Source organism: Rhodoblastus sp. 17X3 (genome assembly GCF_030056575.1).
Classification (GTDB): Bacteria; Pseudomonadota; Alphaproteobacteria; order Rhizobiales; family Beijerinckiaceae; genus Rhodoblastus.
Genome location: NZ_JASHHX010000023.1, coordinates 1 through 25,049, shown reverse-complemented (window position 1 = coordinate 25,049; position 25,049 = coordinate 1). Strand labels below are relative to the sequence as shown.

General features: G+C 62.2%; 25 protein-coding genes and 1 pseudogene. 9 read left to right on the top strand and 17 right to left on the bottom strand.

Annotated features, from left to right (window positions below):
• The first annotated feature begins 2 nt into the window (after positions 1 to 2).
• Positions 3 to 668 (top strand): DUF4384 domain-containing protein, encoded by a 666-nt coding sequence (locus QM467_RS17130; protein ID WP_283367553.1) that lies wholly within the window; start codon positions 3 to 5, stop codon positions 666 to 668.
• A 6-nt stretch (positions 669 to 674) separates the two neighbouring features.
• Here QM467_RS17130 and QM467_RS17125 read toward each other — a convergent pair whose 3' ends face one another.
• Positions 675 to 1,037, bottom strand: a complete 363-nt coding sequence (locus QM467_RS17125) for a DUF4280 domain-containing protein (RefSeq protein WP_283367552.1) — start codon at positions 1,035 to 1,037, stop codon at positions 675 to 677.
• Between the two features lie 133 nt (positions 1,038 to 1,170).
• Between QM467_RS17125 and QM467_RS17120 the strand changes: the two genes are divergently transcribed.
• Positions 1,171 to 2,232, top strand: coding sequence for a DUF4424 family protein (locus QM467_RS17120; RefSeq protein WP_283367551.1), 1,062 nt, complete (start codon positions 1,171 to 1,173; stop codon positions 2,230 to 2,232).
• Between the two features lie 34 nt (positions 2,233 to 2,266).
• Here QM467_RS17120 and QM467_RS17115 read toward each other — a convergent pair whose 3' ends face one another.
• The 5 genes from QM467_RS17115 to QM467_RS17095 form a co-directional block, all read right to left on the bottom strand.
• The gene (locus QM467_RS17115; protein WP_283367550.1) at positions 2,267 to 4,099 is read right to left on the bottom strand and encodes a caspase family protein; all 1,833 of its coding nucleotides are present in this window, start codon (positions 4,097 to 4,099) and stop codon (positions 2,267 to 2,269) included.
• Positions 4,100 to 4,251: 152 nt separating this feature from the next.
• Positions 4,252 to 5,313 (bottom strand): formylglycine-generating enzyme family protein, encoded by a 1,062-nt coding sequence (locus tag QM467_RS17110; RefSeq protein WP_283367549.1) that lies wholly within the window; start codon positions 5,311 to 5,313, stop codon positions 4,252 to 4,254.
• 28 nt (positions 5,314 to 5,341) lie between these two features.
• The gene (locus QM467_RS17105; protein WP_283367548.1) at positions 5,342 to 5,794 is read right to left on the bottom strand and encodes a DUF4399 domain-containing protein; all 453 of its coding nucleotides are present in this window, start codon (positions 5,792 to 5,794) and stop codon (positions 5,342 to 5,344) included.
• A gap of 35 nt (positions 5,795 to 5,829) precedes the next feature.
• Positions 5,830 to 7,053, bottom strand: a complete 1,224-nt coding sequence (locus QM467_RS17100) for a DUF4399 domain-containing protein (protein ID WP_283367547.1) — start codon at positions 7,051 to 7,053, stop codon at positions 5,830 to 5,832.
• Positions 7,054 to 7,207: 154 nt separating this feature from the next.
• Positions 7,208 to 8,902, bottom strand: coding sequence for a hypothetical protein (locus QM467_RS17095; RefSeq protein WP_283367546.1), 1,695 nt, complete (start codon positions 8,900 to 8,902; stop codon positions 7,208 to 7,210).
• Between QM467_RS17095 and QM467_RS17090 the strand changes: the two genes are divergently transcribed.
• Positions 8,901 to 9,059 (top strand): hypothetical protein, encoded by a 159-nt coding sequence (locus tag QM467_RS17090; RefSeq protein ID WP_283367545.1) that lies wholly within the window; start codon positions 8,901 to 8,903, stop codon positions 9,057 to 9,059. The two genes, QM467_RS17095 and QM467_RS17090, sit on opposite strands and share 2 nt — an antisense overlap.
• A 262-nt stretch (positions 9,060 to 9,321) precedes the next feature.
• The gene (locus tag QM467_RS17085) at positions 9,322 to 9,495 is read left to right on the top strand and encodes a hypothetical protein (RefSeq protein ID WP_283367544.1); all 174 of its coding nucleotides are present in this window, start codon (positions 9,322 to 9,324) and stop codon (positions 9,493 to 9,495) included.
• 98 nt (positions 9,496 to 9,593) lie between these two features.
• On the opposite strand, the gene QM467_RS17080 is transcribed toward QM467_RS17085, so the two are convergent.
• The 3 genes from QM467_RS17080 to QM467_RS17070 are packed head-to-tail and all read right to left on the bottom strand — an operon-like array spanning position 9,594 to position 14,106.
• Positions 9,594 to 10,727, bottom strand: coding sequence for an efflux RND transporter periplasmic adaptor subunit (locus tag QM467_RS17080; RefSeq protein WP_283367543.1), 1,134 nt, complete (start codon positions 10,725 to 10,727; stop codon positions 9,594 to 9,596).
• Between the two features lie 14 nt (positions 10,728 to 10,741).
• The gene (locus tag QM467_RS17075) at positions 10,742 to 13,912 is read right to left on the bottom strand and encodes an efflux RND transporter permease subunit (protein ID WP_446737796.1); all 3,171 of its coding nucleotides are present in this window, start codon (positions 13,910 to 13,912) and stop codon (positions 10,742 to 10,744) included.
• Positions 13,891 to 14,106, bottom strand: a complete 216-nt coding sequence (locus QM467_RS17070) for a hypothetical protein (protein WP_283367542.1) — start codon at positions 14,104 to 14,106, stop codon at positions 13,891 to 13,893. The genes QM467_RS17075 and QM467_RS17070 overlap by 22 nt, the downstream gene beginning before the upstream one ends.
• Before the next feature lie 172 nt (positions 14,107 to 14,278).
• Between QM467_RS17070 and QM467_RS17065 the strand changes: the two genes are divergently transcribed.
• On the top strand, positions 14,279 to 14,902 hold the full coding sequence (locus QM467_RS17065) for a TetR/AcrR family transcriptional regulator (protein WP_283367541.1): 624 nt from the start codon (positions 14,279 to 14,281) through the stop codon (positions 14,900 to 14,902).
• Between the two features lie 124 nt (positions 14,903 to 15,026).
• On the opposite strand, the gene QM467_RS17060 is transcribed toward QM467_RS17065, so the two are convergent.
• The 3 genes from QM467_RS17060 to QM467_RS17050 all read right to left on the bottom strand — a co-directional run bounded on the left by QM467_RS17060 (position 15,027) and on the right by QM467_RS17050 (position 17,839).
• Positions 15,027 to 15,257, bottom strand: coding sequence for a hypothetical protein (locus QM467_RS17060; RefSeq protein WP_283367540.1), 231 nt, complete (start codon positions 15,255 to 15,257; stop codon positions 15,027 to 15,029).
• On the bottom strand, positions 15,244 to 15,378 hold the full coding sequence (locus QM467_RS17055) for a hypothetical protein (protein WP_283367539.1): 135 nt from the start codon (positions 15,376 to 15,378) through the stop codon (positions 15,244 to 15,246). The genes QM467_RS17060 and QM467_RS17055 overlap by 14 nt, the downstream gene beginning before the upstream one ends.
• A gap of 97 nt (positions 15,379 to 15,475) precedes the next feature.
• Positions 15,476 to 17,839, bottom strand: a complete 2,364-nt coding sequence (locus QM467_RS17050; RefSeq protein ID WP_283367538.1) for a PAS domain-containing protein — start codon at positions 17,837 to 17,839, stop codon at positions 15,476 to 15,478.
• A 332-nt stretch (positions 17,840 to 18,171) separates the two neighbouring features.
• Here QM467_RS17050 and fixJ point away from each other — a divergent pair, with 332 nt between their 5' ends.
• Positions 18,172 to 18,783 (top strand): response regulator FixJ, encoded by a 612-nt coding sequence (fixJ, locus tag QM467_RS17045; protein ID WP_283367537.1) that lies wholly within the window; start codon positions 18,172 to 18,174, stop codon positions 18,781 to 18,783.
• A 280-nt stretch (positions 18,784 to 19,063) separates the two neighbouring features.
• On the opposite strand, the gene QM467_RS17040 is transcribed toward fixJ, so the two are convergent.
• The 3 genes from QM467_RS17040 to QM467_RS17030 form a co-directional block, all read right to left on the bottom strand.
• Positions 19,064 to 19,426 carry a hypothetical protein gene (locus QM467_RS17040; RefSeq protein ID WP_283367536.1) on the bottom strand — a complete coding sequence of 121 codons (363 nt, stop codon included), beginning with the start codon at positions 19,424 to 19,426 and terminating at the stop codon, positions 19,064 to 19,066.
• Positions 19,427 to 19,568: 142 nt separating this feature from the next.
• Positions 19,569 to 19,943, bottom strand: coding sequence for a phasin family protein (locus tag QM467_RS17035; RefSeq protein ID WP_283367535.1), 375 nt, complete (start codon positions 19,941 to 19,943; stop codon positions 19,569 to 19,571).
• A 490-nt stretch (positions 19,944 to 20,433) separates the two neighbouring features.
• Complete coding sequence (locus tag QM467_RS17030) at positions 20,434 to 20,601, bottom strand: hypothetical protein (RefSeq protein WP_283367534.1); 168 nt, start codon at positions 20,599 to 20,601, stop codon at positions 20,434 to 20,436.
• A 225-nt stretch (positions 20,602 to 20,826) separates the two neighbouring features.
• On the opposite strand from QM467_RS17030, the gene QM467_RS17025 reads away from it, so the two are divergent.
• Positions 20,827 to 21,894, top strand: a complete 1,068-nt coding sequence (locus tag QM467_RS17025; RefSeq protein ID WP_283367533.1) for a CorA family divalent cation transporter — start codon at positions 20,827 to 20,829, stop codon at positions 21,892 to 21,894.
• Positions 21,895 to 22,001: 107 nt separating this feature from the next.
• Here QM467_RS17025 and QM467_RS17020 read toward each other — a convergent pair whose 3' ends face one another.
• Together QM467_RS17020 and QM467_RS17015 are read right to left on the bottom strand one after the other, a co-directional pair.
• On the bottom strand, positions 22,002 to 22,166 hold the full coding sequence (locus QM467_RS17020) for a Flp family type IVb pilin (RefSeq protein WP_283367532.1): 165 nt from the start codon (positions 22,164 to 22,166) through the stop codon (positions 22,002 to 22,004).
• Between the two features lie 189 nt (positions 22,167 to 22,355).
• A complete protein-coding gene (locus QM467_RS17015) occupies positions 22,356 to 23,027 on the bottom strand; it encodes a cupin domain-containing protein (RefSeq protein ID WP_283367531.1) in 672 nt (223 codons plus the stop codon).
• Positions 23,028 to 23,134: 107 nt separating this feature from the next.
• On the opposite strand from QM467_RS17015, the gene QM467_RS17010 reads away from it, so the two are divergent.
• Together QM467_RS17010 and QM467_RS17005 are read left to right on the top strand one after the other, a co-directional pair.
• Positions 23,135 to 24,634, top strand: coding sequence for an amino acid permease (locus QM467_RS17010; RefSeq protein WP_446737795.1), 1,500 nt, complete (start codon positions 23,135 to 23,137; stop codon positions 24,632 to 24,634).
• Positions 24,635 to 24,806: 172 nt separating this feature from the next.
• A pseudogene (locus tag QM467_RS17005) lies at positions 24,807 to 25,049 on the top strand (hypothetical protein); the annotation flags it as partial.

The following is a 25,049-nucleotide window of genomic DNA, read 5'->3' as shown; positions in this document are numbered from 1 at the left end:
CCATGTCGAAACGCTCATCCTTGCTCGTCTTATTGTTTGGTCTGGCGCCGGCGCTGTCGGTCGCCGGGGAGCAGTCGGAGGGCCTCACGCGCGCCGTCCGCGTGATCGCGCCGGAGCCCAAGGGGCTGGACGACGGGACGCCGGAAGGGCCGGTCCCGACGCCGCCGGAACAGCCGCGACTGGCCAATCGCGCCGGCCTGACGTTCGAGATCTTGCCCGGTGCGCCTGCGTCCATTGGAACCCGTATGAGTTTCCGAGTCGGCGCGAGAAGGAAAGGCTATGTGATCCTTGTCGATGTCGCGGCGGATGGGAAATTGACGCAGATCTTTCCCAATGTTCTGTCGCTGGCCAAGACCGACGGGCGCAGTCCCGAAACGAATGAAATACCCGCCGGCCAGCAAATCAGAATTCCCGCCGAAGGATCGAAAACCTATGAATTTGTCGCCTCTCCGCCAAGAGGCGTTGGATTGGCGATGGCGATTTTCAGCGAGGCGCCGCTCGAACTGGTCGACCTTCCCGACGTGCCCGCCGATCTCGCCGGCAAGGCCGGCGAGGCCGAATTTGTCCGCGACGCCGCCAACGGGCTCAAGATTCTCGCCACGGATCAAACCGGAGGATTCCAGGATCCGAGCTTTTCTTTCGAAGCCCGCTATTACGTCATTCGCTAGTTCCGGCTAATCGACGTCGACCTGGGCCTGCCCGGCGAATTGAATCATGATGACGCCGCCGACGGCGCAGGTCAGAACGTCGCAATCTCGCAAATTTGGAAAGCCCTGAATGGTGTTGGTGGGCGATCCGGGCGACCAGGGCCCTGTTGTGGCCGGGACGCAAGGGGTCGGGACCCCCGACGCGGCGGCGGTGAGCGTCGCGCATGCGCCAAAGGGCGTGATATTGGCGATCGGCGCGAAATCCATGATGGTCGCGGCCAGCTGGCTGGAGCAGAAAACCGTCTGGTTGCTGGTGACGATGATCGGCGCGGGCATGGCTCCCATGCTGCAGTAGCACATGCCGAGTTGGTTGATGACCTGAAGCGGCATATCTGACCCGATCTGATTGCTTTGCGCGTGGGCCTATCATAGCCTTGAATTCCGGTGATCGGTAGCGCCGCTTGCTTCCCGAATTCGTGAGGCGGCGGCATGTTTGGCGGTCGTCGAAAGCGCGGGAGGGACGATGCGGTATTTGACTGCGGCCGGACTGCTCCTGCTTGTCGGACCGTTTGCCCTGCTGACGGCGCGCAGCGCATCATGTTCGGAATCCCTGATCGAATTGCCAACCGGAGGGATTGCGTTTTCGAAATTATCCGACCCGGCGTCGTTCGCCCTGGAATCGGAAAATATCGTCATCACGCCGACCAATGTCGCCATCAGCTATGCCGTCGCCAACAAGGGCCCCGCGCCGCTCGAAATGGTGCTCGAGTTCCATTTCCCCGATCTCGATTTTTCGGATCCTGACGCCCAATATGCGATCCCGGGGTCGGATCCGGTCAATTTCCTTGGGGTTTCGCTCCAGATCGACGGCAAGCCCGCGAGTTTCGCCTTTACCCAAAAGGCGCTGCTCGACGGCAAGGACGTGACAGCCGTTTTGCGTCAGTCCAAAATCGCGCTCGCGCCGGTCGGCTCTTTCCAAAACGAACTCTCCGCTACGCCGCAAGCTTTGCGCGAAAAGCTTGCCGGCCAGGGGCTGATTGTGGAATCCGGCGCGTCCGTCGATGGCAAGCCATTGTTTTTCCCGTCCTGGACGGTGACGACCAACGCCACGCGAAAGGCGGTTGTGCCGCCGATGGGCGTGGCGAGGATCGATCTGAAGTACCGGACCAGCCTTGGCGCGAGTCCGGATACGGCGCTCAGGAAAGCCCTGCGCGAGCAGAAGGGCCTTGAGGCCGTGGTCAAGGCGAAACGCGCGACCTATTGCGTCGACGACGGATTTTTGGGCGGTCTCGACAAATTGGCCGGCGCCGACGAGGCGAACGCAAGCGGCGTGTCGGAAATGCGCATTTGGCTGAAGATGAATCCGGCCGCGGCGCCGGCGGCTCATTTCAAACTCGTTGTCGACAAGGCGAAGGACCGGCGTATCGTCTCCTTCTGTCAGAACAATCTGAAAAAGACCTCGACGACGTCCTTTGAAATGCGAAGTGACAATTTCACGCCGGCGCCCGAGCTCAGGGTGCTGCTGATTGAAAGACGGGCCAATCGTCCTGCCGATCCCGGCGCGGTGGGGCCGCCGCCCAGGTAGCTCATGCGCTTCATGCGCCGGTGGCGGCTCGCCGTTACGGGCGCAATCCGCCGCCGGTCGCCTGGAGCTTGACGACCTGCTCGGCCGCGCTCTTGCGCGCGGTTGCGCAGGTCGCTTTCAACGCGAAGTCCTTCAACGCGGCGAGGTCGTTCTTGTCGATCCTGGCCAGGGCCTGACTTTCGTTCGCGCACATCTTCGCCTCCGTGGGCGCCAGCTCCGCGAGGATCTTGTCGATCGATTGCGCGAGACCGGGGCAGGTGGTCTGCGCTTTCAGTTTTTCGAGGCCATCCTTCTGCTTCCTGGCCGAAAGGCGATGGAAATCAGCTGTCTCGCGGGCGCAGTTTTCATCCTGTTTCTCCCGCGCCGCATCCTGTTCGACCTGCTGCCGCTTTTCCTGTTCGAGCGCGGCCAGCCTCGTGCGAACTTTTTCGAGGTTGTCAGCTTCGGGTTTCTGACCGGAAAGGCGTTCAGCGGCCTGGGCTTCCGCCGCGCGCTTCTCGACGGCGAGGCGCTCCACCTCCTGACGAACGCGCTCGCGTTCGTCCGTGGCGCGCTGTTCGGCGTCGATCCGCTTCCGCTCCTGCGCCTCGGCGGCGAGGCGCTCGGCCTCCTTCTTGTCTTCCTCAAGTTTCAGCGCGGCCAGGCGCTGCTTGACCAGCTGTTCGGCGGCGACTCTTTCGACTTCCTTTCGTTCGTTCGCGAGAACTTGAGCCGCCTGGCGCGCTTTTTCGAGCTCTTCCTGTTCGCGCTTTTTCGCCTGTTGCGCCTCGGCCTGCCGCCGTTCCGCTTCAAGGCGCTCCTGTCCCTGCCGGGCGATCGCCAGGCGGTCGAGCTCGGCTTGTTCCTGATCTCGCTTTTCCGCCGCCTGCCTTTTCGCTTCGACTTCCTGGAAGCGCCGGCGCTCTGCCTCGAGAGCGGCGATCTGCCGGTTCATCTCTTCGCGTTCCCGCCGCACGCCTTCGAGCGCGTAGATACGGTTCTGGGCGTCGTTCACAAAAGGCGACGACGGAAATTTCGTAATGAAGTCATGGAGTTCGGATTCGCTCGCATTAGCGCCGATGCGACGCCAAAATCGCGCATCGTCGTCGCGCGTATTCAGGTAAAAGTCCTGCAGCAACGAAATCGACAATTCCGGCCTTTGTTTGCCGCCGGTCTGTTCATAGACGTCTTGGGCGACCCGACGGAAAAGCGTTGCGATTTCAAGATTCGGCTCCTTCAGGCGGCGAATGAGGGCCGATGAGAAGGGGCTATTTCGGCCGGACCCGTCTTGCGCGACCTGATCCGCCTGGGTGGCGTAGGCGACGACCATTCCCTCGGTGCGATCCAGCCGCGCCAGACCGCGGGTCAGCTCGACGGCTCTGGTCAAGCCGGCGGAACGAACGATCAGTTTGTCGGACAGCGGATTGTTGCGGCAGGCGTCGAGAATCATGATCTTGACGCCGCTTGCCGCGCCGAGCGCGTCACGCACCTTCTCAATCGACAACGTATTATATCTCAAGCTGACTTCGTCTTCGAGATTGGCGTCGATCGGCAGAAGATAGTTCTGTCCCTTGAATTGCAGACCGTGCCCGGCGAAAAAAAACAACGCCACGTCGGCGCCCTGGGACTTCCGCTCGAATTCCTCCAGCGCGGAGTCCAGAGCGCGCATGTCGGCGTTGGTCTGGGAAATGACGTCGAAATCCAGCCCGCGCAGCGTCTCCGCGAGATCGTGGGCGTCGTTGGCCGGGTTGGAGAGCTTGGTGACGTGGGCGTAGGCGGAATTGCCGAGAACGAGCGCGACGCGCTTGTCGGCGAAAGCCGAAAGGCTGAAAAGCGACCAAAGCAGGACGCTCCAGGCAGCCAGCGCGATTTTGAATCCCGCTTTCATGTCCCCAAATGTCCCGTTTCCGCCTCAAATTCTGATGAATTGAAAACGTTTCAGAATACTACCAAAGCCGATCGCGGCATAGCCGCCATGATTTCGCGTCGCGCGAGCTTTGTTCGGAAGGTTACCGGCCCGGTCCGCCAGTCGCGGCGATGCTATTTCTCGCGCACCACGCGAAATCCATTGGTGTAATAACGCACGTCAAAATCATATTTGAAACGCGAGGCGGATCGCAGATAGCGCGGATCATTATTGAATGAGCCTCCGCGCAGCACACGCTCCTGGCATTGCGGCCTGGTCCAGGCGGAACCGTCCGTCGGTGCGGATTTATAGGAATCGTTCCAGCAATCCTCGACCCATTCGGCCGCATTTCCGGCCATGTCGTAAAGATTGAAGCCATTTGCGGGGAAAGAGCCGGTTGGAACGACGCCATTGTTCTTCGGGTCGTTGCAGCCGGAGCAATTGGCCCGGTTCGGCTCCATCTTGTCGCCCCAGGGATAGGTCGTCCGCGTTCCCGCGCGCGCGGCGTATTCCCATTCGCTTTCACTCGGCAAGCGATAGGCCTTGCCAGTCTTCTGCTTCAGCCATGCGACATATTTCTGGGCGTCGTTCCAGTCGAGATTGGTCACCGGAAGCGAACCCGACGTCCCGCCCTGGCGTGGCGGCGTATAGGCGCAGCCGCCATCCGCGACGCACGCGCCCCATTCGTCGATCGTGATCTCGCGCTGACCGATATAAAACGCCTTGTGAATCGTCACCTGATGGACCGGGCCCTCGAACGGGAACATCTCCGTCGACCCCATGTTGAAGGCGCCGGGCGGGATGAGCACGAGTTGCGGGCATTGCGGGCAGTCGCTGACGATGGCGGACGGAGAGGACGCGTCGGCTCGCGGCGCCGTGGGTTCCGGCTCCTGTTTGGCAGGGGTAGTCTGAGCCGGCGGGCGGCGGCCCTTCTTCTGGAGTTCCTGCAAACGGGCCCGGGCTTGCACCGCAAAGAGACCGTCGGGATAGGCGTCGAGATAGATCCGGAAATCATCGGCGGATTCGCTCCCCTTGATGTTTTTCCAGAAGCGAACCTCCAGCGAATCTTCCGGCTTGGCCTGCGCCAACAAAATGGCGGAGTGCGGGGCCTTGCCGGCCGCGACGGAAAGCGGCGCTGCAGCGCAAGACGTCGACGCAAGGGTGGCGGCAATCAGGATGTGAGCAAGGAGCGCCATGATGACGTTCCTCATGAACGCCGACGAACTAACGCACATAGATTGTGATCTTCTTCGACATGACGGGGGGCTTATGCGGGATGTGATGTTGATCCGCCAACAGCAATTGCAGTGTGTGTGGCCCCGGAGGCAAGGTCAACACGACTTCCGTTTGTCCGTTGCCAAGGTGAATGTGATTGTAATCCGATGGAATGGGCTTGGTGAGGTCGACCATCTCCGTATCGACCAGCAGATGATGATGTCCCGTGTTGGGCTTGTCGACGCCCGCTGGCGCCACGCCCATTTCCTTCAGGCCGATGCGGACAGTGAATCGCTGTGGCACATGAATGCCGTCGAGCGGATAATGGAAATAGGCGATCGCTCCCGGAGGGGACGGCGTTTCCGCGACAGCGTTCGATGAAACGGCCGAGCAGGCGCAAATAGCTGAGACGCCGATCGCGAGCGCTGTAATCCTTGGCAAGTTCATTCTTGGCAAGTTCATGAAATTGGCTCCTGAACCGGGGTAGCGGCCAGAAATTATCTCCGCCGATGCTTTTTGTGCTTTGGCCCCATGACAATCACTTCGATCCGTTCCGACACGACCGGCGGGTCGTGCGGAACATGCCGATAGTCGCCGAGGACCAGTTGGAGCGTATGTTTGCCTGGCTTCAGGGCGATCTTCTTCTCGGTTTGGCCGGCCCCGAAGTGCAAGTGATTGAGATCGCTGGGGATCGCCTGGTCGAGCGCCGGCGGCGGCGCGTCGATCAAGAGATGATGATGGCCGGTGTTCGGCTTGATCACGCCTGCGGGCGCAACGCCCATGTTGCGCAATCCGAAACGGATCGTCGATGAGGGGTAAATCGTTTCGCCATTCCTCGGATAAATGAAATAGACGGCGGCGTCCGGGGGCGAGGGTGTCCGGCCAGCGTCGGTTGGCGACGCGCCCGCAGCGCCGCCCTGATCGGAGGCGATGACGTGAATGACCTTCGACATGACCGGCGGATCATGAGGAACATGCTGATAGTCGCCCAGCAGCAATTGCAACGTGTGAGGCCCGGGCGCGAGGGTCAACATCGTTTCGGTCTGCGCGCGGCCAAAATGCATGTAATTGAGATCGCTCGGGATCTCGCGATCGAGCGGCGGCAGCGGCGCGTCGATGATGAGATGATGGTGGCCGGTCCCCGGGCTGTCCGTTCCCGCAGGCGCCAGGCCAATGCCGGCAATGCCGAATTTCACGACGGATTTGGTCGGAATTGTCGCGCCATCTTCGAGGCCGACAAAAAAGACGCTGGCGTTGGGCGGCGAGGGCGTGCGCGCTTTCTCGACGGAGGCGGCGTCGACATGCACATGCAGGACCTCCGACGCCACGGGCGGATCATGCGGGAAATGGGCCCTATCGCCGAGCAGAAGCTGCAAGGTGTGGTCGCCGGCCGAAAGGATGATTTCGCCTTCCGATTGCCCCCGGCCAAAATGCAGGTGGTTGGGATCGCTCGGGATTGGGGCGTCGAGCGCGGGCAGGGGGCTATCGATCAGAACATGGTGGTGGCCGGAGTTGGGCTTGTCCGTTCCGGAGGGTGAAATCTCGATGTTTTCCGCGCCAAAATGAACCGTGAAATGCGACGGAACTGTCGCTCCGTCGGCTATTCCGGTGAAGAATACTTTGGCGTTCGGCGGAGCGTGTTCGCGCTTATGCTGCTGTTCTTGCGCAAGCGCAAGAAAACCCGGGAAGGACAGGCAAAAGACGCAAATGAAACTACGCAACAAATGAGGTCTGAGCATCTCATTCCCTCATTGAAAAGTAAGTTCGAGTACAAGCAGAAATGATAATCGAACCGGGCGAAAACACAATGAAAAACGATGTTGATAGCGCGGCCTGAAGCCTCCGCGCCACTATTCGCGATCACGAATTCGTCATTTACCGCCCCTTCGTCTTGCCCTGCGGCGTGGCGGCGTCAAGTTTCGAGGCGTCGGTCGCGGCCGACGTATCGGCCATCAACCCCCGATAGCGGACCGGCGCATAGCCGCGGGCGAGAAGCGACCCCAATGGATAGACGTTGCGGCAGACCTTGCCATTGCAGCCGCCGGTCGATGATTCCAGCACCTCCGCCTTCTTGTCGGGTGTGAAGCGCACGAACAGCATGACATGCGAACCGGGCTTGTTCAGCGCATCGCCGGGCAGCATGTCCCAGCCGCTCGGCAGTTGCCGGGTGATCGCGGGGATGGCGATTGTTGTGAAATGCGTCGACAGGCCCCAGGCCGCGCTGACGAACGCCGAACAATCCACACCCGCGACATCGGGGCGGGGGTCGTTGCGCGTGCAGACGTTTCCGGCGAGCCTCCCTCGCCCGATCGAAGAGGCGAAATTGGCCAGGCTGCCGTGGCATCCCCAGCAATAGGGCACGCCGACGACCTGCTGATTGACCTTCCCATGTAGATAGCCCGGACGGCGGATGCGATTGAAGCCTGAGCAGGACGTGTCGGGATCGTTTCCATAAGAGGAAGGATTGACGCGCCAGCGCACATTGGCGAATTCCATGCCGGTCTGAATGACCTGCTCGCGCGTCAGCGGCCTGACGCCCGCATGGGCCGCCTTGATCTTCGGAACGTCGTTCAGGTCGAAGCCGGCGCTTCCGCCGCCGAGGTCGATGATCTTGCCCTTCGAAATTTGCCGGAACCCGACGCCAAGCACGTCGCTGGAGCCTTTTTTGTTCCGAAGAAAATAGACGTCGCCGTCCGGGGAGATCGCCACGAAACGGCGGGACAGCCCGACATTTTGCGTCAGCGGCAATTCATAGACGCCCTCGATCCGGCCGGCGGGCGAAAATCGCGCAACGAAGACATTTGGCGCATCTGATCCAACTGTCGGGATATTTTCCGCGAAGACAAAAAACCGTCCCCGTCGGTCGATGTCGAGCAATTCGACCGCGCCGAGGCGGTCGCGCACCTGAAGCTCCAACCGCCCCAGAGACTCGCCCGCCTTGCGCGGGGCGACTTCGATCTTCACGCCGGATTCGCCGCCCAGCGCCGAAAAGCTGGCGACGACGGGGCCGCGCCCATGCGAGGCGATGACCTGCTTGTTGCGATCGGTCGATTGCAGGCTGCGCGGCGCGCCAGAAGCGGGGTCGGGCGCATCGGCCAGGTCGGTCGAGCCCATTTGTGCGAAAGTCGATGTGATCGCTTCATCCGGCGGTTCGGCGGAACGGGTGATCGACAGCCCTCGGACCGGCGCATCCTCCCGGCCCGTCGCCTGCAAGGTGACGACCTTTCCGTCCCAGACGTGAATATCGCTGTCGGAAACGATGAGATCCGTCGGCGCCAGGCCCTCGGGAAGCTCCAGCGATTGCGGCTTGTCGTCCGGTTTGGCTGGGTCGAATTTCAACACCCGGCCGTTCAACTGGTCGAGAAGGTAGATCTCCCCGCTGTCACCGGCATAAATCGCTTGCGGCCCTTCCAGTTCGGCGTCATCGCCCGCATCGGCCGACAAGCCGACGCTCCCCTGATCGGCGCCGCTGCCGAAACTCTTGGCGATGCTCTCCTGACAATGGCCCGGCGACGCGATCGCCGCCATCGCCAGAAGCGAAATGCAAAATTCTCGCGGAGAATACGGCATGGCGACCTACCCGGGCTACCGACCGAACGCCGATAAATTTGATCCTTCCCGGGCGGCGTTGCAAGGGCGCGGGTTCAAGGCTCGCCGGCCCGGGCGCGCGTTGTTCGCCGAAGCGGCCTTGGCCGACACCGCGGCCTTATCTTATTACGACAATTGAATTGATATAAATCAATTACATAATCACAATTCTGTTGAAACTAAGTTGAGTTGATGGGCCTCACTGCGAACTTTATCAAGCAAAATAACAAAACTATAAATGATTCATGCTCGGCTATGAGATTTGAAAGAGGCTTCATCGGCGCAAACTAAAATTGAGCGAGAGAAACTCCATGTTGAAACTTGTGCAGTCTGACGATCGAAATAGCCAGGTTGGCAGTGAAGTTCTGATTCATGTTCGGCATTTATCTGGCGGACAAGTCATGACCATCGATAAATGCCCTCCTCAATTGACCGCACAGGAATGGCGCGATCTGCTTCTCAATGAGGCGGGCCGCTATTATCAGACCTTTGCCGGCGCTCGCGGATTTTTCCGCCTGCCGCGCCATGTCTATGACGCCCTGCTCGCCAATGTGACGCCGATGGCTGCGGAATAAGGACTGGGTGTCGGAAATCTTTGAAAAATACGCCCGCCAGCATAGCTCCGGCGGGCGTTGTTTTACCCTAGAACAGACAAGAATCCGCCGCCCTGCCTTTATGAATGGGGCAGGGGCTTGACCGGCATTCCGGGGCCGATCTTCTGCAGATTGCCGTCGATGACCTGATCGCCTTCGGTCACGCCCTTTTCGATCGTCACGAGGCCGTCATGGACCGGGCCGAGCGAAACGATGCGCTGTTCGACGACATTATCCTTGCCGACGACATAAAGGAATTTCCCAAGCTGGCTCGATCCGAGCGCGGCCTGCGGAACCATCAGCGCGTCGGGATCGTCGCGCAGATGCAGCCTGATGCGGACATATTGGCCCGGCAGCAGCGAGAAATCATGATTGTCGATCATGGCCCGGGCGGTGATCGTGCCGGTCGACTGGTCGACGATATTGTTCAGGAAGCTGAGCTTGCCCGGATGCCCGGATTGCGCCTGGCCCGCGACAAAGATCTCCGCCTTGACCGGCCCGGCCTTGCGCGCCTCTTCGATGGCGACAAGATCGGTCTCGCTCGGGTTGAACGTCACGTAAATGGGGTCGAGTTGCACGAGGGTGTTCAGAATCGTGCCGCCGACGCTGACCATCGTGCCGATGGCGGCCTGATTGCGGCCGATTCGGCCTGAAAAGGGCGCGCGGATTTCGGTATATTCCAGATTGAGCTGCGCGGCCCGGACAGCGGCCCTGTCGGCGGCGAGCGCGGCCGTGGCTTGCTGGAGCGCGCTCTGGCGCTGATCGAGCGAATCCTTGGCCAGGAAGCCGGTCTGCGCCAGCTTGCCGCCGCGGTCGAGATTGGCGCGCGCATAGTCGAGCGCCGCGCTCTCGCGCTGGGCCTGCGCCTGCGCCTGATCGAGCGCGGCCTGATAATCGCGCGGGTCGATCCGGTAGAGCAGGTCTCCCGCCCTGACGTCGGAGCCGTCGGCGGCGACCTGCTGCATCAGATAGCCCGCGACCCTGGTTTGCAACGTGACGTTCTGCAGGGATTCCGTGCGCGCCGAATAATCGAGCGTGACCGGAATCGTCATTTTCACCACGGGCGAAACCGGCACAGGCATGGCCGGCGGGGGCGCCGCCGCATGAGCCGCGCCCTCGCCCAGTTTCAACCCAGGCTGATGGGCGAGAATGGAAAGGCCGGCGCCGACCGCGATGAGCGCCAATGCGCCCGGAATGAGCTTTTGAGCCTTCACGTCTGATCTCCAGATTATTCTGCGGCGCTGGGCCGGGGATATTGTTCGCCCTCGACGCGGGCGCTTTGCGCGCCGCGCTCGCGCAGCCGCTCGATCATGTAGTAAAAGACCGGCACGAAGAGCAGCGTCAGGATGGTCGCGGCGAGCATGCCGCCGAAGACCGTCGTGCCGATCGACTGCCGGCTCGCTGCGCCCGCGCCGGTCGCGACCATCAGCGGCGTGACGCCGAGGATGAAGGCGAAGGCGGTCATCAGGATCGGACGCAGGCGCAGGCGGCCCGCCTCCATCGCCGCGTCGATGATTTCGAGACCCTCCTCGCGGCGCCGCCGCGCGAATTCGACGATCAGGATGGCGTTCTTCGCGGCGAGGCCGATCAGCATGACGAAGCCGATCTGCGAATAGACGTCGATCTGCAACTGCCGCGTCCAGATCGCCAGCACCGCGCCGAGAAGGGCCAGAGGCACCGCCATCAGGACGATGAACGGCATGGTCCAGCTTTCATATTGCGCGGCGAGAATCAGGAACACGAAGACGATCGCCAGCCCGAAAATCAGCGAGGCGATCGAACCGGCCTTGAGTTCCTGCAGGGTCACGCCGGTCCATTCATAGGAATAGTCGCGCGGCAGAACCGCCGCAGCCGCGCGCTGCATCGCCGCCACGGCCTGGCCGGAGCTGTAGCCCGGCGCCGCGCCGCCATTGATGAGCGCCGAGCCGTAATTGTTGTAATGGGTCACCGTCTCAGGGCCGACGATGTTTCGCAGCGAGCCGAGGGTCGAGAGCGGGACCATGCCGCCGCTGGCGTTGCGCACATAGAAGCGCGAAATATCGGTCGGATTGGCGCGAGCGGCCTCGTCCGCCTGCAAGGTCACGCGGAAGGTGCGGCCGAACAGGTTGATGTCATTGACGTAGAGCGAGCCGAGATAGATCTGCAAGGTGTTGAACACGTCGGGCAGATTCAGCCCCAGCAATTTCGCCTTGGTGCGGTCGAGGTCGTAATTATATTGCGGCGTCGACGTGCTGAAGGCCGAGAACAGCTGATGCGGATTGAGTTCGGGCTGCTTGCGCGCCTCCGCCAGAAGGGCCTGCGTCACATCGTTCAGCGCCTGGGCGCCGCGTCCCGTCAGGTCCTCGACCTGGAATTCGAACCCGCCGGTCGCGCCGAGGCCGGGAATCGACGGAGGATCGAAGCTCAGCGCGACGGCGTCAGGGATCGAAAGCAGCTTTGGCCGCACCTCGGCGACGATGCGCGAGGCGTTCTGTTCGGGCGGCCGCTCGTCCCACGGCTTGAGAATGGCGAATTCAACCGCCGAATTGCTCTGCGCCGCATTGGTCAGGAAGTTGAGACCGCTGATCGAGCCGACGATCTCGACGCCGGGCGTGGATTGCAGCACGTCGCGGACCTTCCTGGCCGCGGCGTCGGTGCGCTCCAGCGAGGCGCCGTCCGGCAACTGGACGATGACGAAGAAATAGCCCTGGTCCTCCACCGGCAGGAAGGTGGACGGAATGGTCCGCCAGACCACGAAGGTTCCGGCGATGGAGGCCGCGAAAAGCGCAAGCATGGCCCAACGCAGCCGGATCAGTCGACGCACCAGCCGGGCATAGGCGTTCTGCAGCCGCTCGAAACCGGCGTTGAACCAGCGGAACAGGATGAACTCGCCCGAGGGCCGATGTTTCAGGAACACGGCGGCGAGGGCCGGGCTCAGCGTCAGCGAATTGAACGCGGAAATGCCGACCGAAATGGCGACAGTGAGGGCGAACTGGTTATAGAGCCGCCCCGCGACGCCGGGGATGAACGCCACGGGAATGAAAACCGCCATCAGCACGGCGGTGGTGGCGATGATCGGCCCTGTGACCTCGGCCATGGCCTTGCGCACGGCCTGCAAAGGCGGCAGCCCGGCCTCGAGCTGGCGCTCGACATTTTCCACCACGACGATGGCGTCGTCCACGACGAGGCCGATGGCCAGGACCATGCCGAGCAGGCTCAGCATATTCAAGGAAAAGCCCAGCACCTGCATCACCACGAGCGTGGCGATCAGCGAGACAGGAATGGCGATCGTCGGAATGAGCGTCGCGCGCCAGCTTTGCAGGAAGATGAAGACGACCGCGACGACGAGGACCAGCGCTTCGCCCAGAGTGATCAGCACGTCATGCATGGCCGCCGCGACGAAGCGCGTGGTGTCGTAATGCATGGCGTAGGCGATCCCCTTGGGGAAATGCTTTGACAATTGCTCCATCTCGTCCTGCACGCTTTTCTGCAGGTCGAGGGCGTTGGAGCCCGGCATCTGGAACACGCCGAGCACGACGGTCGGCTCCTCGCCGAAAAAGGCGGTGGAGGAATATTGCAAGGCGCCCAGCTCGATGCGCGCGACGTCGCGCAGCCGCACGACCTTGCCCGCCGAGGGCTCGGCGCGCAGGACGATGTCGCCGAATTGCTCGGCGTTGCCAAGGCGCCCAAGGGCGTTGACCTGCATTTCGAAGGCCGTGCCAGCGGGGGCGGGCGACTGGCCGATCTTTCCCGCCGCGACCTGGACATTTTGTTCGGCAAGGGCGTTCTGGACGTCCACGGCGGTGACGCCGAGATTGGCGAGCCGATCGGGATCGAGCCAGACGCGCATGGAATAGCGGCGCTCGCCGAAGATCTGGACGTCGCCCACGCCGGGCAGGCGCTTCAAGGGATCGACGATCTGCAATGTGGCGTAATTGCTCAGGGCGATCGGATCGACTGAATGATCAGGCGAGGTCAGGTTGACGATGAGTACGAAGTTCGGATTCTGTTTCTTGATCGTCACGCCGGCCTGATTGACGATCGCCGGCAGCGAGGAGGACGCCTGCGAAACCCGGTTCTGCACGTCCACCGCCGCGATGGCGAGCGGATAGCCGACCTGGAAGGTGATGGTGATCGTCGAGGAGCCGTCGTTCGAACTGGTCGACGACATGTAGGCCATGCCCGCGACGCCATTGATCTGCTGTTCAAGCGGCGTCGTCACCGTATCCGCCACCACCTGCGCGCTGGCGCCGGGATAGATCGCCTGAACGACGACCTGGGGAGGCGTGATGTCGGGGAATTGCGAAACCGGCAGCAGGAAATAGCAAATCGCGCCCGCCATCACCATGATGATGGCGACGGCGGAGGCGAAGACCGGGCGGAGGGTGAAGAAGCCGATCACAGGGCGCAGCCCGCGCAAGCGACGGGCATCATGCGGCTGAAGAAGCCTTGCGGCCTTTCGTCGCGGACCTGCCGCTTCTCGACGGGGCGGCCGAGGCGCCGCATCTGGTTCGCGAGCTTGGCGCGATCGACGCCATCGGCGCGGATCATCAGGGAAACCAGGGGATCGTTGAGCAGTGTGTCGATGCGACGGTCCAGCGTCTGCGTGTCCATGGTCAGGTCCTTTCCGCTTGAAACCGGCAGCGCTTGAGTTCAGCGTGTAGCGGTTCAAAGCTTGTTTCTTGACCGGCGCCCATTGCGGTGTTACCGGTAAGTACCATTTGAATGTTACAGACTGGTAACACCCTGTCAAGTGGCTGGTTAACGATTTCGAGGAAAAGCGAAAATGTCCAAGGAAGGCGGCAAGGAAGGCGGACTCTCCCGGACGCCGCCGCGGGACCGCATCATAGAGACTGCCCGCGATCTCTTTCGCAAGCATGGCCTGCGCGGCGTCGGCGTCGACGCCATCGCCGAAGCGGCGGGCACCAACAAGATGACGCTTTATCGCCACTTCGGCTCGAAGGACGACCTGATCGCCGCCTGCCTTTCGGAAGCGGGCAAGGAGGCGGCGCAGGAATGGGACGAATGGGACGCGGAATTTCCCAACGCTCCCATGAACCAGCTGCATGAATGGATCGGTTGCGCCGTGTCCTGCGCGATCGAAGACCCTCGCGGTTGCGACATCGCGAACGCCGCCATCGAGATCACCGAACCCGATCATCCTGCGCGCAAGGTCATCGCCCAGGTCAAGTCCGCGCACCGCGACCGTCTGGCGAGAATCTGCCGCGACGCCGGCTTCACGGACCCGGAATTGCTTGCAGACGCCTTGACATTGCTGGTGGAAGGCGCGCGCGTCAGCTGGCAAACGGTTGGCCCGCAGGGTCCGGGCAGCCGTTTCGTCGATGTCGCCGAGGCGATTGTCGCCGCCTTTGCGGAGCGCAGCAAAGTGGCGGCGGATGTCGCCGGCTGAATTTGCGCGGTGAAGACAGGTCCGTCAGCGTCAGGATTTCGGGTCCGCCGCCTCGATTGCGTTCCAGTCTTTCTTTGCCTGAACGAGGGCGAAGATAGCCTCTTCGGCGGCGCGAACGCTGCGGTCATGGGCGCCGTCCGAACCGTCGCACCTCGCGGATCAGGTCTTGGTCCCTGAATAGCTTGTCGATGACGACGGCCCGGCGATGGGCTGCGGGAAGGCTGTCCTGACCATAGCCCGTCACGAAAATGAAGGGGATGTGCTTCCGAGCCAGGATTGCGGCAACGTCATCAATCCGGCCGCCCTCAATGTTCACGTCAAGCAGCGCGCCGTCGATCGCCTCATGGCTGGCCAAAATGCCTGGCCTCGTTCAGCGACCCCACCGGCCCGACGACTTCGACGCCTTCAGCCCGCAGGACATGTTCCATATGCGCGGCGACGAAAAATTCGTCTTCGATCACGAGGATCCGTTGCATCATTTGAACCCGTCGGCTGTCGCCAGCAAGGCGGCCTCAACGCGCCCGTCCGCGGAGCCGCGCCACTGCAGCTGTTTTGTCCGACCCCTGAAATCCTTCACACGCCAACGCCCGCCCTTCCAATGAGCCGCGCCAGATGACGGCGCAGGTCTTCTGCGGCGACAGGCTTGTGCAGGATTGGGAAACCGCTGGCTTCGATCTCGGCGATGCGCTCGCGGCCGGTGTCGCCGGTGAGCACCAGAGTGGGGATGGCGCGGGCGGCGCGGCGATGGATCTCCCGCGCCGTTTCGATGCCGGTGAGGCCGTCGCCCAGGCGCTGGTCGGTGACGATGGCGTCGAAGCGCAATCTTTCCTCAGCAGCAAGTTCGAGCGCCTGTTCGCTGGAATTGGCGAGGAACGTCTCGTAGCCGAGTTGATCCAGAAGGATTTCAAGACCACGGCGCACGATGGCGTTGTCTTCGATGACGAGGACGCGGCCGCCGGGATCGTCGACGCCCGTCTTGCTTGCGGCGAGCGGCGCCGCCTGCTGATACAGTGGGAGGGTCAGCGAAAAGCGAGACCCCCGGCCGAGCCGCGACGTCACCTCGACCTCGGCGCCCAGCAGTTCCGCAAGGCGACGGACGATGGCCAGCCCCAGGCCAAGCCCCTGCTCGAGATTGCGCCCGGGATTGTGCAATTGATGAAATTCTTCAAAAATTTCCGAGACCTTGTCCGCGGGGATGCCAATGCCGCTGTCAATGACGTCAATCCGGGCAAAAAAGCCCCGCCGCCTGACGGCTAAAAGGACGCCGCCTGTCAGCGTATAGCGCAGGGCGTTTTCGATCAGATTGCGCAACGCGCGGCCCAATAGCGCGGGGTCCGTGCGCACTTGCAAATTCCTTGGGACGCAACGCAATTCGAGCGCCATGCTCACGGCTTTCGGTTCGTATTCGGCCGTGAGTTTGCTGACGATCTCGCCGAGATCCACGCATTCGGCGAGCGGCGCCACCACGCCGGCGTCGAGGCGGGAGATGTCGAGAACGCTGTTCAGCAGACCATGCAGGCCATCGACCGCCATCCGCATCATTCTCGCGACCTCGATGATCTTCGGTTGGTCGGCGACTTGCCGCTCGATGACGGCAAGCAGCAGCAGCAGCGACTGCACCGGCTGGCGCAGATCATGGCTGGCGGCCGCGAGAAATCGGGATTTGGACAGATTTGCGCGTTCAGCCTCGGCCTTCGCGGTGGCGAGCGCCTTGTTGCCTTCGACCAGCGCCGTGATGTCGCGAAAGGTCGTCGCGGTATAACGCCCGAACGGCGCGACGAGATTGCGGAAATGGCCCTTTACGCCATCGGCGTCGTATTCGAGAACATATTCCTGCGGTCGCCCGCTCTCGATGATGCGCCCGTGCGTTTCTATGATGCCGCCGGGAAGTTTGGCGCCCGGCAACGTCTCGCTCAGCAGCCGTCCTTCCATCCGCTCCGGCGTGCTGTGACAATATTGCGCCGCCATCGGATTGACATAGACCACCATGAGGTCGGCGATCCGCCCCTCGTCGTCCCGGATGGGATCGAAAATCAGGAATCCGTCGAGGGAAGCCTCCTGCGCCGCGCGGAATCGCGTTTCGCTCTCGGTGAGCTTCTGCTCCGCCTGCTTCTGCCCGGTGATGTCCAGATCAATGCCGTACATTTGCAAGGGCGCCCCGCCAGCGGCGTAATCGATCCTGGCCAGGGACGCGAGCCAGCGAATTTCTCCCGATGGCAGCAAAACGCGATATTCGGCCCTGAAGTCCGGCGCGCCTTGCCGAATTAGGTCGCGGATCAGGCGCTCGATCCGTTCCAGATCGTCGGGATGGAGGCAATCGCGCCAGTTTTCATATCGCGCCAGCTCGCGCTCGGGATCGCGCCCGTAAATTTGAGAGTGTTCGGGCGCCCAGGCGATTTCGTTGGCTGGAATATTCCACTGCCACGCCGTCGCTTTCGCTCCGCTGAGCGCGAGGCGAAGGCGCTTGTCGCTTTCGTGCAGCGCCTCTTCCGCGCGCTTGCGCTCGGTGACGTCGAGATTGGTTCCGACGACCCATTCCACCTCTCCCGAACTGTCGGCGCGAACTGTCTCGACGGCCTGGACGATCCGGATTTCCTGATTGTCCCGCCGCCGCAGCCGAAACTCGCGGCGGTTGATGCCGCCCTCTCGCGCATGCCTTTGAAGCAGCTCAGCCTGCTCGGCCAGATCTTCCGGCAAGACCGAGGCCGCCCAGATATCGTAGTTCACGAACCCGTCCGGGGTCGGCGGAATGCCATAAATGGCGAACATCTGCCGATCCCACCGGATATCGTTGGTTTTGACGTTCCATTCCCAAATTCCGACGCCGGTCGCCTCGGTCGCCAATCGGCTGCGCTGCTCGCTTTCGCGCAGCGAATCCTCCGTCATGCGAAGCCTGAGCTTTTCTCCGCCTTTGTCGCCGTCCCGGCCCCGCGTCATGGGCGCTCCATGGATCTCTGCCGATCGAGCGCCACTATAACACGCTCCATTTTCCATAAAATGTCTGCTGGCTTCATCGAAGGGCGGAAGCGCAAAGGCATTTTGAGATTGGCGGACGCGAACATAAATTTATGCCCCTGCCTCACGAAATTGCGGAACAAGGCTCAGCTTTTGGTGGTTAGGGACGCAGGCCCATTGCTCGATCGCCTCCGCGCGCCCGTCGTTCAAGCGAGACGGCGATAACATTGGCGAAGCCTCGCGCAACGTCCAAAGGCGCGCGGAAAACTTAAGTTCAGCTTGCGATCCGTGAGTTTGAAACTATAGTAAAGACCATGTCCAAGATAGTTCATATTATTGATGATGATCCTGTTGTCTGCAATTCAATCCGGCTACTGTTAGAGATAGAGGGAATTGAAGCGAAGACTTATTTCTCGGCGGCTGATTTCCTCAGCGCGATCGGGCCGCACGATTGCGGATGTGTGGTCACCGACGTCCGGCTGCCGGGGATGAGCGGCGTCGATCTTTTGGCGCTTATTGCGGCGCGAGGCCTGAATTTTCCGGTCATCGTCATAACGGGCCAGGCCGACGTTCCGCTTGCGGTGCATGCGATGAAGCAAGGCGCCGTCGATTTCCTGGAGAAGCCCTTCGGGGACGCCGTACTGGTCGCCTCCGTTCGCAAGGCTTTGCAGCGCAATTTCACCGCCCCGGGGAAGGATGCGGCCCCGCATGAAGTTCGGGCGCGACTCGCGACCCTGACCTCGCGCGAACGCGATGTGCTCGAAGGGCTCGTCGTCGGAAAGTCGAACAAAAGCATCGCCAACGAACTCGGCATCAGCTTCCGGACGGTCGAGATCTATCGCGCCAACCTCATGAAGAAAACCCAGGCCAGCAGCCTGCCCGAACTGGTGCGGATGGCGATTTCCGTCCAGGACCGCCTTTCATGACCGGATTTCAGCTGAAGGCCGCTGGGCCGCGACGCCGGCGTTTTTTGTGGATGGACTTTAAAGGCGGCCCCTGAAATTAGACCACCGCCAATATTCGCCATGACAACCGATCGTGTAAATTCGCTCCCCTGTATGAACCAGGATCGGCGCGGCAGGCGAGTTGTCGATGCTTTCGAAGGGCGTCTCCACCTCAATGCTATCGACGGGGCGATTGCATTTCTCGCATGATGGAATTCCATCGCCCCAGGGTGGAACAAGAGCTTCCGGAAAGTCTCTGTGTTTATTGGCGCCCATTGCTCCCCTCCTGGCGAAATCGTCCAGCACGCCGTTCGGCGCTCACACCCTGCGCAAACAGGCGGCCCTTTGCCGGGCGCGCCTGTCCGGAGAGCGCCGAATGGCCGGGCGTGGCGGCGGCTTTCGCGTCTCTCGACTCCACGGGATATGAGCGGGCGGTCGCCGCGCCGACAAGAATGACCATCTCTCCCGATTGATCGGTGACGACGATCCGCCCGCCGATCATATCCGGGCGGCGGGCGAGACGGGCGATCTGCGTCCAGACAGCCCTCAATTCGCGATGCGTGGCCGAATGAACGGCTAATATGGCGCCATCGTCTTTCAGCAATTTGAAAAAGTAATTTTCCACAGCGCCAACCTGTGCTCGTTCGAAGTCTCCAGCTTTCCTTGAAGTTCATGCCGTAAGCGCAACGCTGGGCTCAGCTTGCGGTATCGGCGCAGGTCGAAGGGCTTGACCTGCGCCGATGGCCTGACGACCAAAAAGATGCGCTTTATTCTGCGGCCTGGAGCTTCCTGGCGATCGAGAGCGTTTTCGCAGGGGTCTTTGCCGGCTGCGCGCCCGCCGTCACGGAAATGACCGTATCGCGGGAAAGCTCGGCGAACAGTTCGCGGAATTTTTTCGAACGTTCGAGCGTCGCCTCGAAGGCCGCCTGAGCATAATCGGCCTGGATCTGGATCAGATCGCCGGGGCTCCGGGCGCTTGCGAGCTTGCTGAGGAATGCAGCCTGAGCCTGCACAGAGGTCGCGGCGATATCCTGGACTTCACTGACGATCTTGCTGGCGTTTCCGGCGAGCTTGCCGGCGAGCGACGCCGCGGTATCAAACTGGTTGTTGAAGACAGACTGGAGATCGTCATTCAGGGCCATGGATTCCTCCAAATCGAGATGCGGTCAAGACGGGCGCCCGCCCGCCTGGGGCGCCTGGATTTCAGTACCAGCCGCAACCGCTTTCGGTAAGATCGCACTCGCCCTTAAGGGCTTTCCCCTAGTCGGAAGGTATCAGATCTAAGGTCGATTTCGATCATTGAGGGGCCGACGCGCGGATGAGCGGCTCGCATAAAAAAATCTGCGAACGAGCAGAACTTTCATCGGCGTGGCGCATTGTTACACCAGTGGCGCAATGGCGTTCGAAAGAACGCCAGCCGATCCTGAAAAGGACGGGCCGCCACGGGGAGCGGCCTGTTCCGAGTCACCTCGGGCAGGCCGCACCTGTTTTGGCTCCCCGCGGAACCTTGGCCGATCTCCAGCGGCGATGGCGCTTGCTGCTTTTCGCGACAAAGCGGCGGCCCGGCGCGGGCGCGATCTCTGGACCAATGCGAGGCGGCCAGCCGCGCGATCGCAATAAGAAATGGCGCGGCTATTTCGCCTTGTCGCCCTTGTGATCGGGCGAGCCGGACTCGCTCGGTTGGGTCAAGGATGGAGGATCGCTTGCCGGGAAGGAATCCTCGAGCTCCCGATCAAGCTCATCGCTCTCCTCGTCATGCTTCCGCTTTTCGTCGGTCTCGGATTTCTCTTTCCTGGCCATTTCCGCGTCCTCGTCAGCCCACCCGCCAAGGATAACAAGCGCTGGCGCGAGCCGTTCCCTTGCCCCGAATGGAAACTCGAAGGCTGACCGAATTGCGCGGCGGCCGATGGATCGCCGCCCTCTTATCGGTCGGACTGTGTCGCCGCTTCGCGCCTTGTCAAAAAAACGTAAACTAACCGTCGTTTAAGGGCTTTTGTCTTTTCCAATTTTCCGATGGCGGATCCCATGTCCACCGATCGTCTCAAGGCCGCGTTCGAAAGCGGCGTCCCGGGCTGCAACTGGATCGTGCGTTTCGATGAGGACGGCCACGCCGAGGCGGGTTCCGCGGCGGACCTCGACCAGATCGACAATCCAGGGCCGGGCCATGTCTGGCTGCATCTCGATTGCATCGACCGCCGCTTCATCGATGTCCTGCGCCACTTGAAAACGCTGACTGCGGAAGCGCGCGAGGCGCTTGCCGGAGACGCCAATCACCAGTTCGTGGAACATGCGGACCATACCATCTGCGGCGCCATCGTCGATCATCAGCACGCCATCGACGGGCCGAAGGAAGACACGGATTTTCTTCGCTTCGCTTGCGGGCCGGGGTTTCTCATCACCGCCCGGCGCATCCCGATCTACTCGGCCCAGGCGACGCGGCGGGCCCTGGCGGACGGCGTGAAGGCCAATAGCCCGATCGCTCTGTTCGAATTGATCGTGACGAATCTGTGCAAATGCTCCGCCAGCATGATGCGGGACATCTCCGTGTCGCTCGACAGGATCGAGGACAATGTGGTGATCGAGGGGCGCGGGCGCGACCAGCGTGCGGGCCTTGGCCATGCGCGGCGCAGCGCCGTGCGGCTGGCGCGGCAGGTCAACGGGCTTCAATCCACGCTGGAGCGTCTCGAAGAGGCAAGCGAGGCGTTCGATCACAAGGATTTCGCCGAGGTCGCGACCAGTCTCGGCCAAAGGGCCGATTCGCTCGCCCGCGACGCCGCCAACCTGCAGGACCGCGCGCGGATGCTCCATGACGAGATCAACGCGATCCTGACGACCGAGACCAATGATCGTCTCTATACGCTGACCGTCATCACCGCTCTGATTTTGCCCGCGACCTTCGTCACCGGCTTTTTCGGCATGAACACCAAGAACCTGATATTCGCGGAAAGCGAAAGCGGAACAATCTATGCGTCATTCATCTGTCTGGCGGCTTCGCTCGGCGCGCTGCTGATGCTGTGGCGAATGGGTTTGGCCGGGACGGATGCGGAGGGGCGCGCCAAGCCGGCGCCGAAAGCCAGGAAGAGGCTGGGCTGACGCCCGCCGGATGGAAGCGCGGCGCTGGCGCTTGCAGTCCAAACGCAAGGCGACGCCCGCACCCCGTTCCCCGGTGCGGGCGTCGCCTTGCCGCAGATCGCTCGGAATCAGTTCAATGCGTTAGAGACGGAGGTGAATTTCAAATTCATCTTCCCGCCGAGCAAGGTGGGCACCGTCAGGCAGAAAACCGAAATGACTGTCGCGATCACGGCATATTCGATTGCAGTGGTGCCGGACTCATCTCGAATCAGGCGCGTGAAAATCGATTTCATCGCAGACTCCATTTGGAAAGTCGTTGCTCCAAGACGGGTTTGCGCCTGGGTGCGTCTGGAGCAACCTAGCGGGCGAAGCTGGCTGACTCATTAAGGTCTTTGCTAAAGAATTTGCGACGCTTCCGAAGGATGCGGTCGGGGTTAACCACGGGTAAAGCGCCGCGCAGGCCGGCGCGCCGGCTGCGGCCCTTACAAAACGCAGGCTCTGGGCTGCATCAGGGGGCCAGCCTTGGTCCAGAGCCGAACGCCCGCGGGACCCGAGCGCGCGCGCAGCGGCTGTGAGGGAGGCAGCCGCAGCCAGGACAGGGGATTGAATGTCTCGCCCCCTTGCTTGAAAGAACCAGAGAGAACCAGCAGCTCCAATCCGTCTCGATTGGGCGGCGCGATATCCGCATGCGGCGGCCAGCTTTGGATTTGCACCCGTTCGGAGGGGCTTTCGAACAGAATGACCGAGGCGGTCCGGCCAGCCTCCGGCGCAAGGGCTGTTTCGCCGGGGCGGCGGGTGACGCTGATGTCGTCGTCCGCGTTGAACTGCCACAGCTTGACGAAAAGGACGCAGCCGGGTTCGGAGGAGGGGGCATGGGCCGTGCCGGGCGGATTGCGCAAATAGGAGCCGGGCCCGTAATCGCCGGTCTCGTCCGTGAAAACGCCTTCCAGAACCAGGATTTCCTCGCCGCCGCCGTGGGTGTGGAGCGGAAACTTGCTGCCGGGCGCGAAGCGGACCAGTGAGGTCGCACGCGCCACCTCGTCGCCGACGCGGTAGAGCATGCGCCGGTCGACCCCCTTGGCGGGGCTCGGTGTCCAATCCATCTTTGCGGCGTGAATGGCCGCCCGGATGTTCAGATCATCGTTGATGCGCATATTCTGGGGCTTCCTGTCGAGGGCCTCCCACGCAGATGGGGATTGAGCCTGTCGCGGGCAAGCGGCGGCGTCGACGCTGGCGCGGCGCTGCTTTCTTGCGATGCAAAATGACGCTAGCATGTCGGTCTGAGCAGGCGAAGGGCGACGATTCATTGAGCCGGAGCATTTTCACGCGCAAGACGATCGAAGACCTGCGGCTTTCCCAGGTCTCCGCCGACGGCGAGCCGGCCCTGCGCCGCGCGCTCGGGCCGTTCTCGCTCATGGCGCTCGGCGTCGGGGCGATCATCGGCGCGGGCATTTTCGTCCTTACCGGCGCGGCGGCGGCGCGTTACGCGGGGCCTGCGGTGGTGCTTTCCTTCGCGCTGGCGGGCTGCGCCTGCGCCATTGTCGCCTTGTGCTATGCGGAGCTGGCGACCCTGATTCCAGTGTCCGGCAGCACCTATAGCTATGTTTATGCGACGCTGGGCGAGGTTTTCGCCTGGATCATCGGCTGGGACCTGGTGCTCGAATACGCCATGGGCGCGGCAACCGTCGCCGTCGGCTGGTCCGGCTATCTCGTCTCCATGCTGGCGAGCTTCGGCCTAAGTCCGCCGCCGCAGTTCACCGCCTCCTATGGCGGGGCTACAGCCGCGCCCGGCGTGGTCGGGCTGTTCAATGTCCCTGCGGCGGCCATTGTCCTCGCGGTCACTGGCTTGCTCGTGATGGGCACGCGGGAATCGGCCCGGGTCAATAATCTGATGGTCGGATTCAAGCTCGCCGTGGTCGGGGTCGTGATTGTGGTCGGCGGGCTGCATATCGCGCCGGCGAACTGGACGCCTTTCGTGCCGGCGAACACCGGCGATTTTGGCCATTTCGGCTATAGCGGCGTGTTGCGCGCGGCGGCGGTGGTGTTTTTCGCCTATATCGGCTTCGACGCCGTCTCAACCGCCGCGCAGGAGGCGCGCGATCCGCAGCGCGACCTGCCGATCGGGCTCATCGGCTCGCTGACGATCTGCACCGCGCTTTACATCGCGGTCTCGGCGGTGCTGACCGGCGTCGTACCCTTCGCCGCGCTCGACCGTCCCGATCCCATTTCCGCCGTGATCGATGCGGTCGGCATGCCGGCGCTGGCGGTCGCGGTCAAGATCGCCGCTCTGGCGGGTCTGACGACGGTCATTCTCGTTCTTTTGTTCGGACAGGCGCGCATCCTGTTCGCGATGGCGCGCGACGGGCTGCTGCCGGACGTCTTCGCTCGCCTGCATCCGCGTTTCCACACGCCAGCGGCCAGTCAGGCGGTCATCGGCCTTGCCGTGGCCGCGACCGCCGGCCTGCTGCCGATCGACCTGCTCGGCGAAATGGTCAGCATCGGAACGCTGGCCGCTTTCGCGCTGGTTTGCGTGGCCGTGATGCATTTGCGCCGCCGGCATCCCGAATTGCCGCGGCCGTTTCGCGTCCCGTTGGAGCCGGCCTTGCCGATTCTCGGGGTGCTGGCCTGTCTCATCCTGATGGCGGGCCTGCCTTGGCAGACCTGGGCCCGTCTGGTGGTCTGGCTCGCCATCGGCATGGCGATCTATCTGACCACAGGCCGGCAGGGCGCCCGGCGTCATGCCAAGGCGGCCGCGAATTGACGCGAGGCGCTCGGTTCTGGCTTCAGATGTCGCAAAGCCCGATCAATTTAAGGGAATTGGAACCCTGTCCGTGAAATAAATCCCGCCCGAAAGCGCGGCTTCGATCCCTGCTTTCGGGAGCGAATCGCAGCGTGCGGATACCGCGTCCGCGTCGGCAGGACAGGGCGTCGACATGGCTGAAAATGTGGCTGGGTCCAAATTGTCATTGTTCGGCAGACGTAACATCAACATCGCCTTTGTTCTGTTCGTGCTGATTTATTTTGTTCCGTTCCTGTTTGCGAAAATCCCGCCGCTTGGCGATCTGCCCGGCCATATGGGGCGCTACGCCGTTCAGGTGAATATCGACTCCTCGCCATTGTTGCGCGAAAACTGGGCCTTCCACTGGGGTTTGATCGCAAATCTCGGCTTTGACATC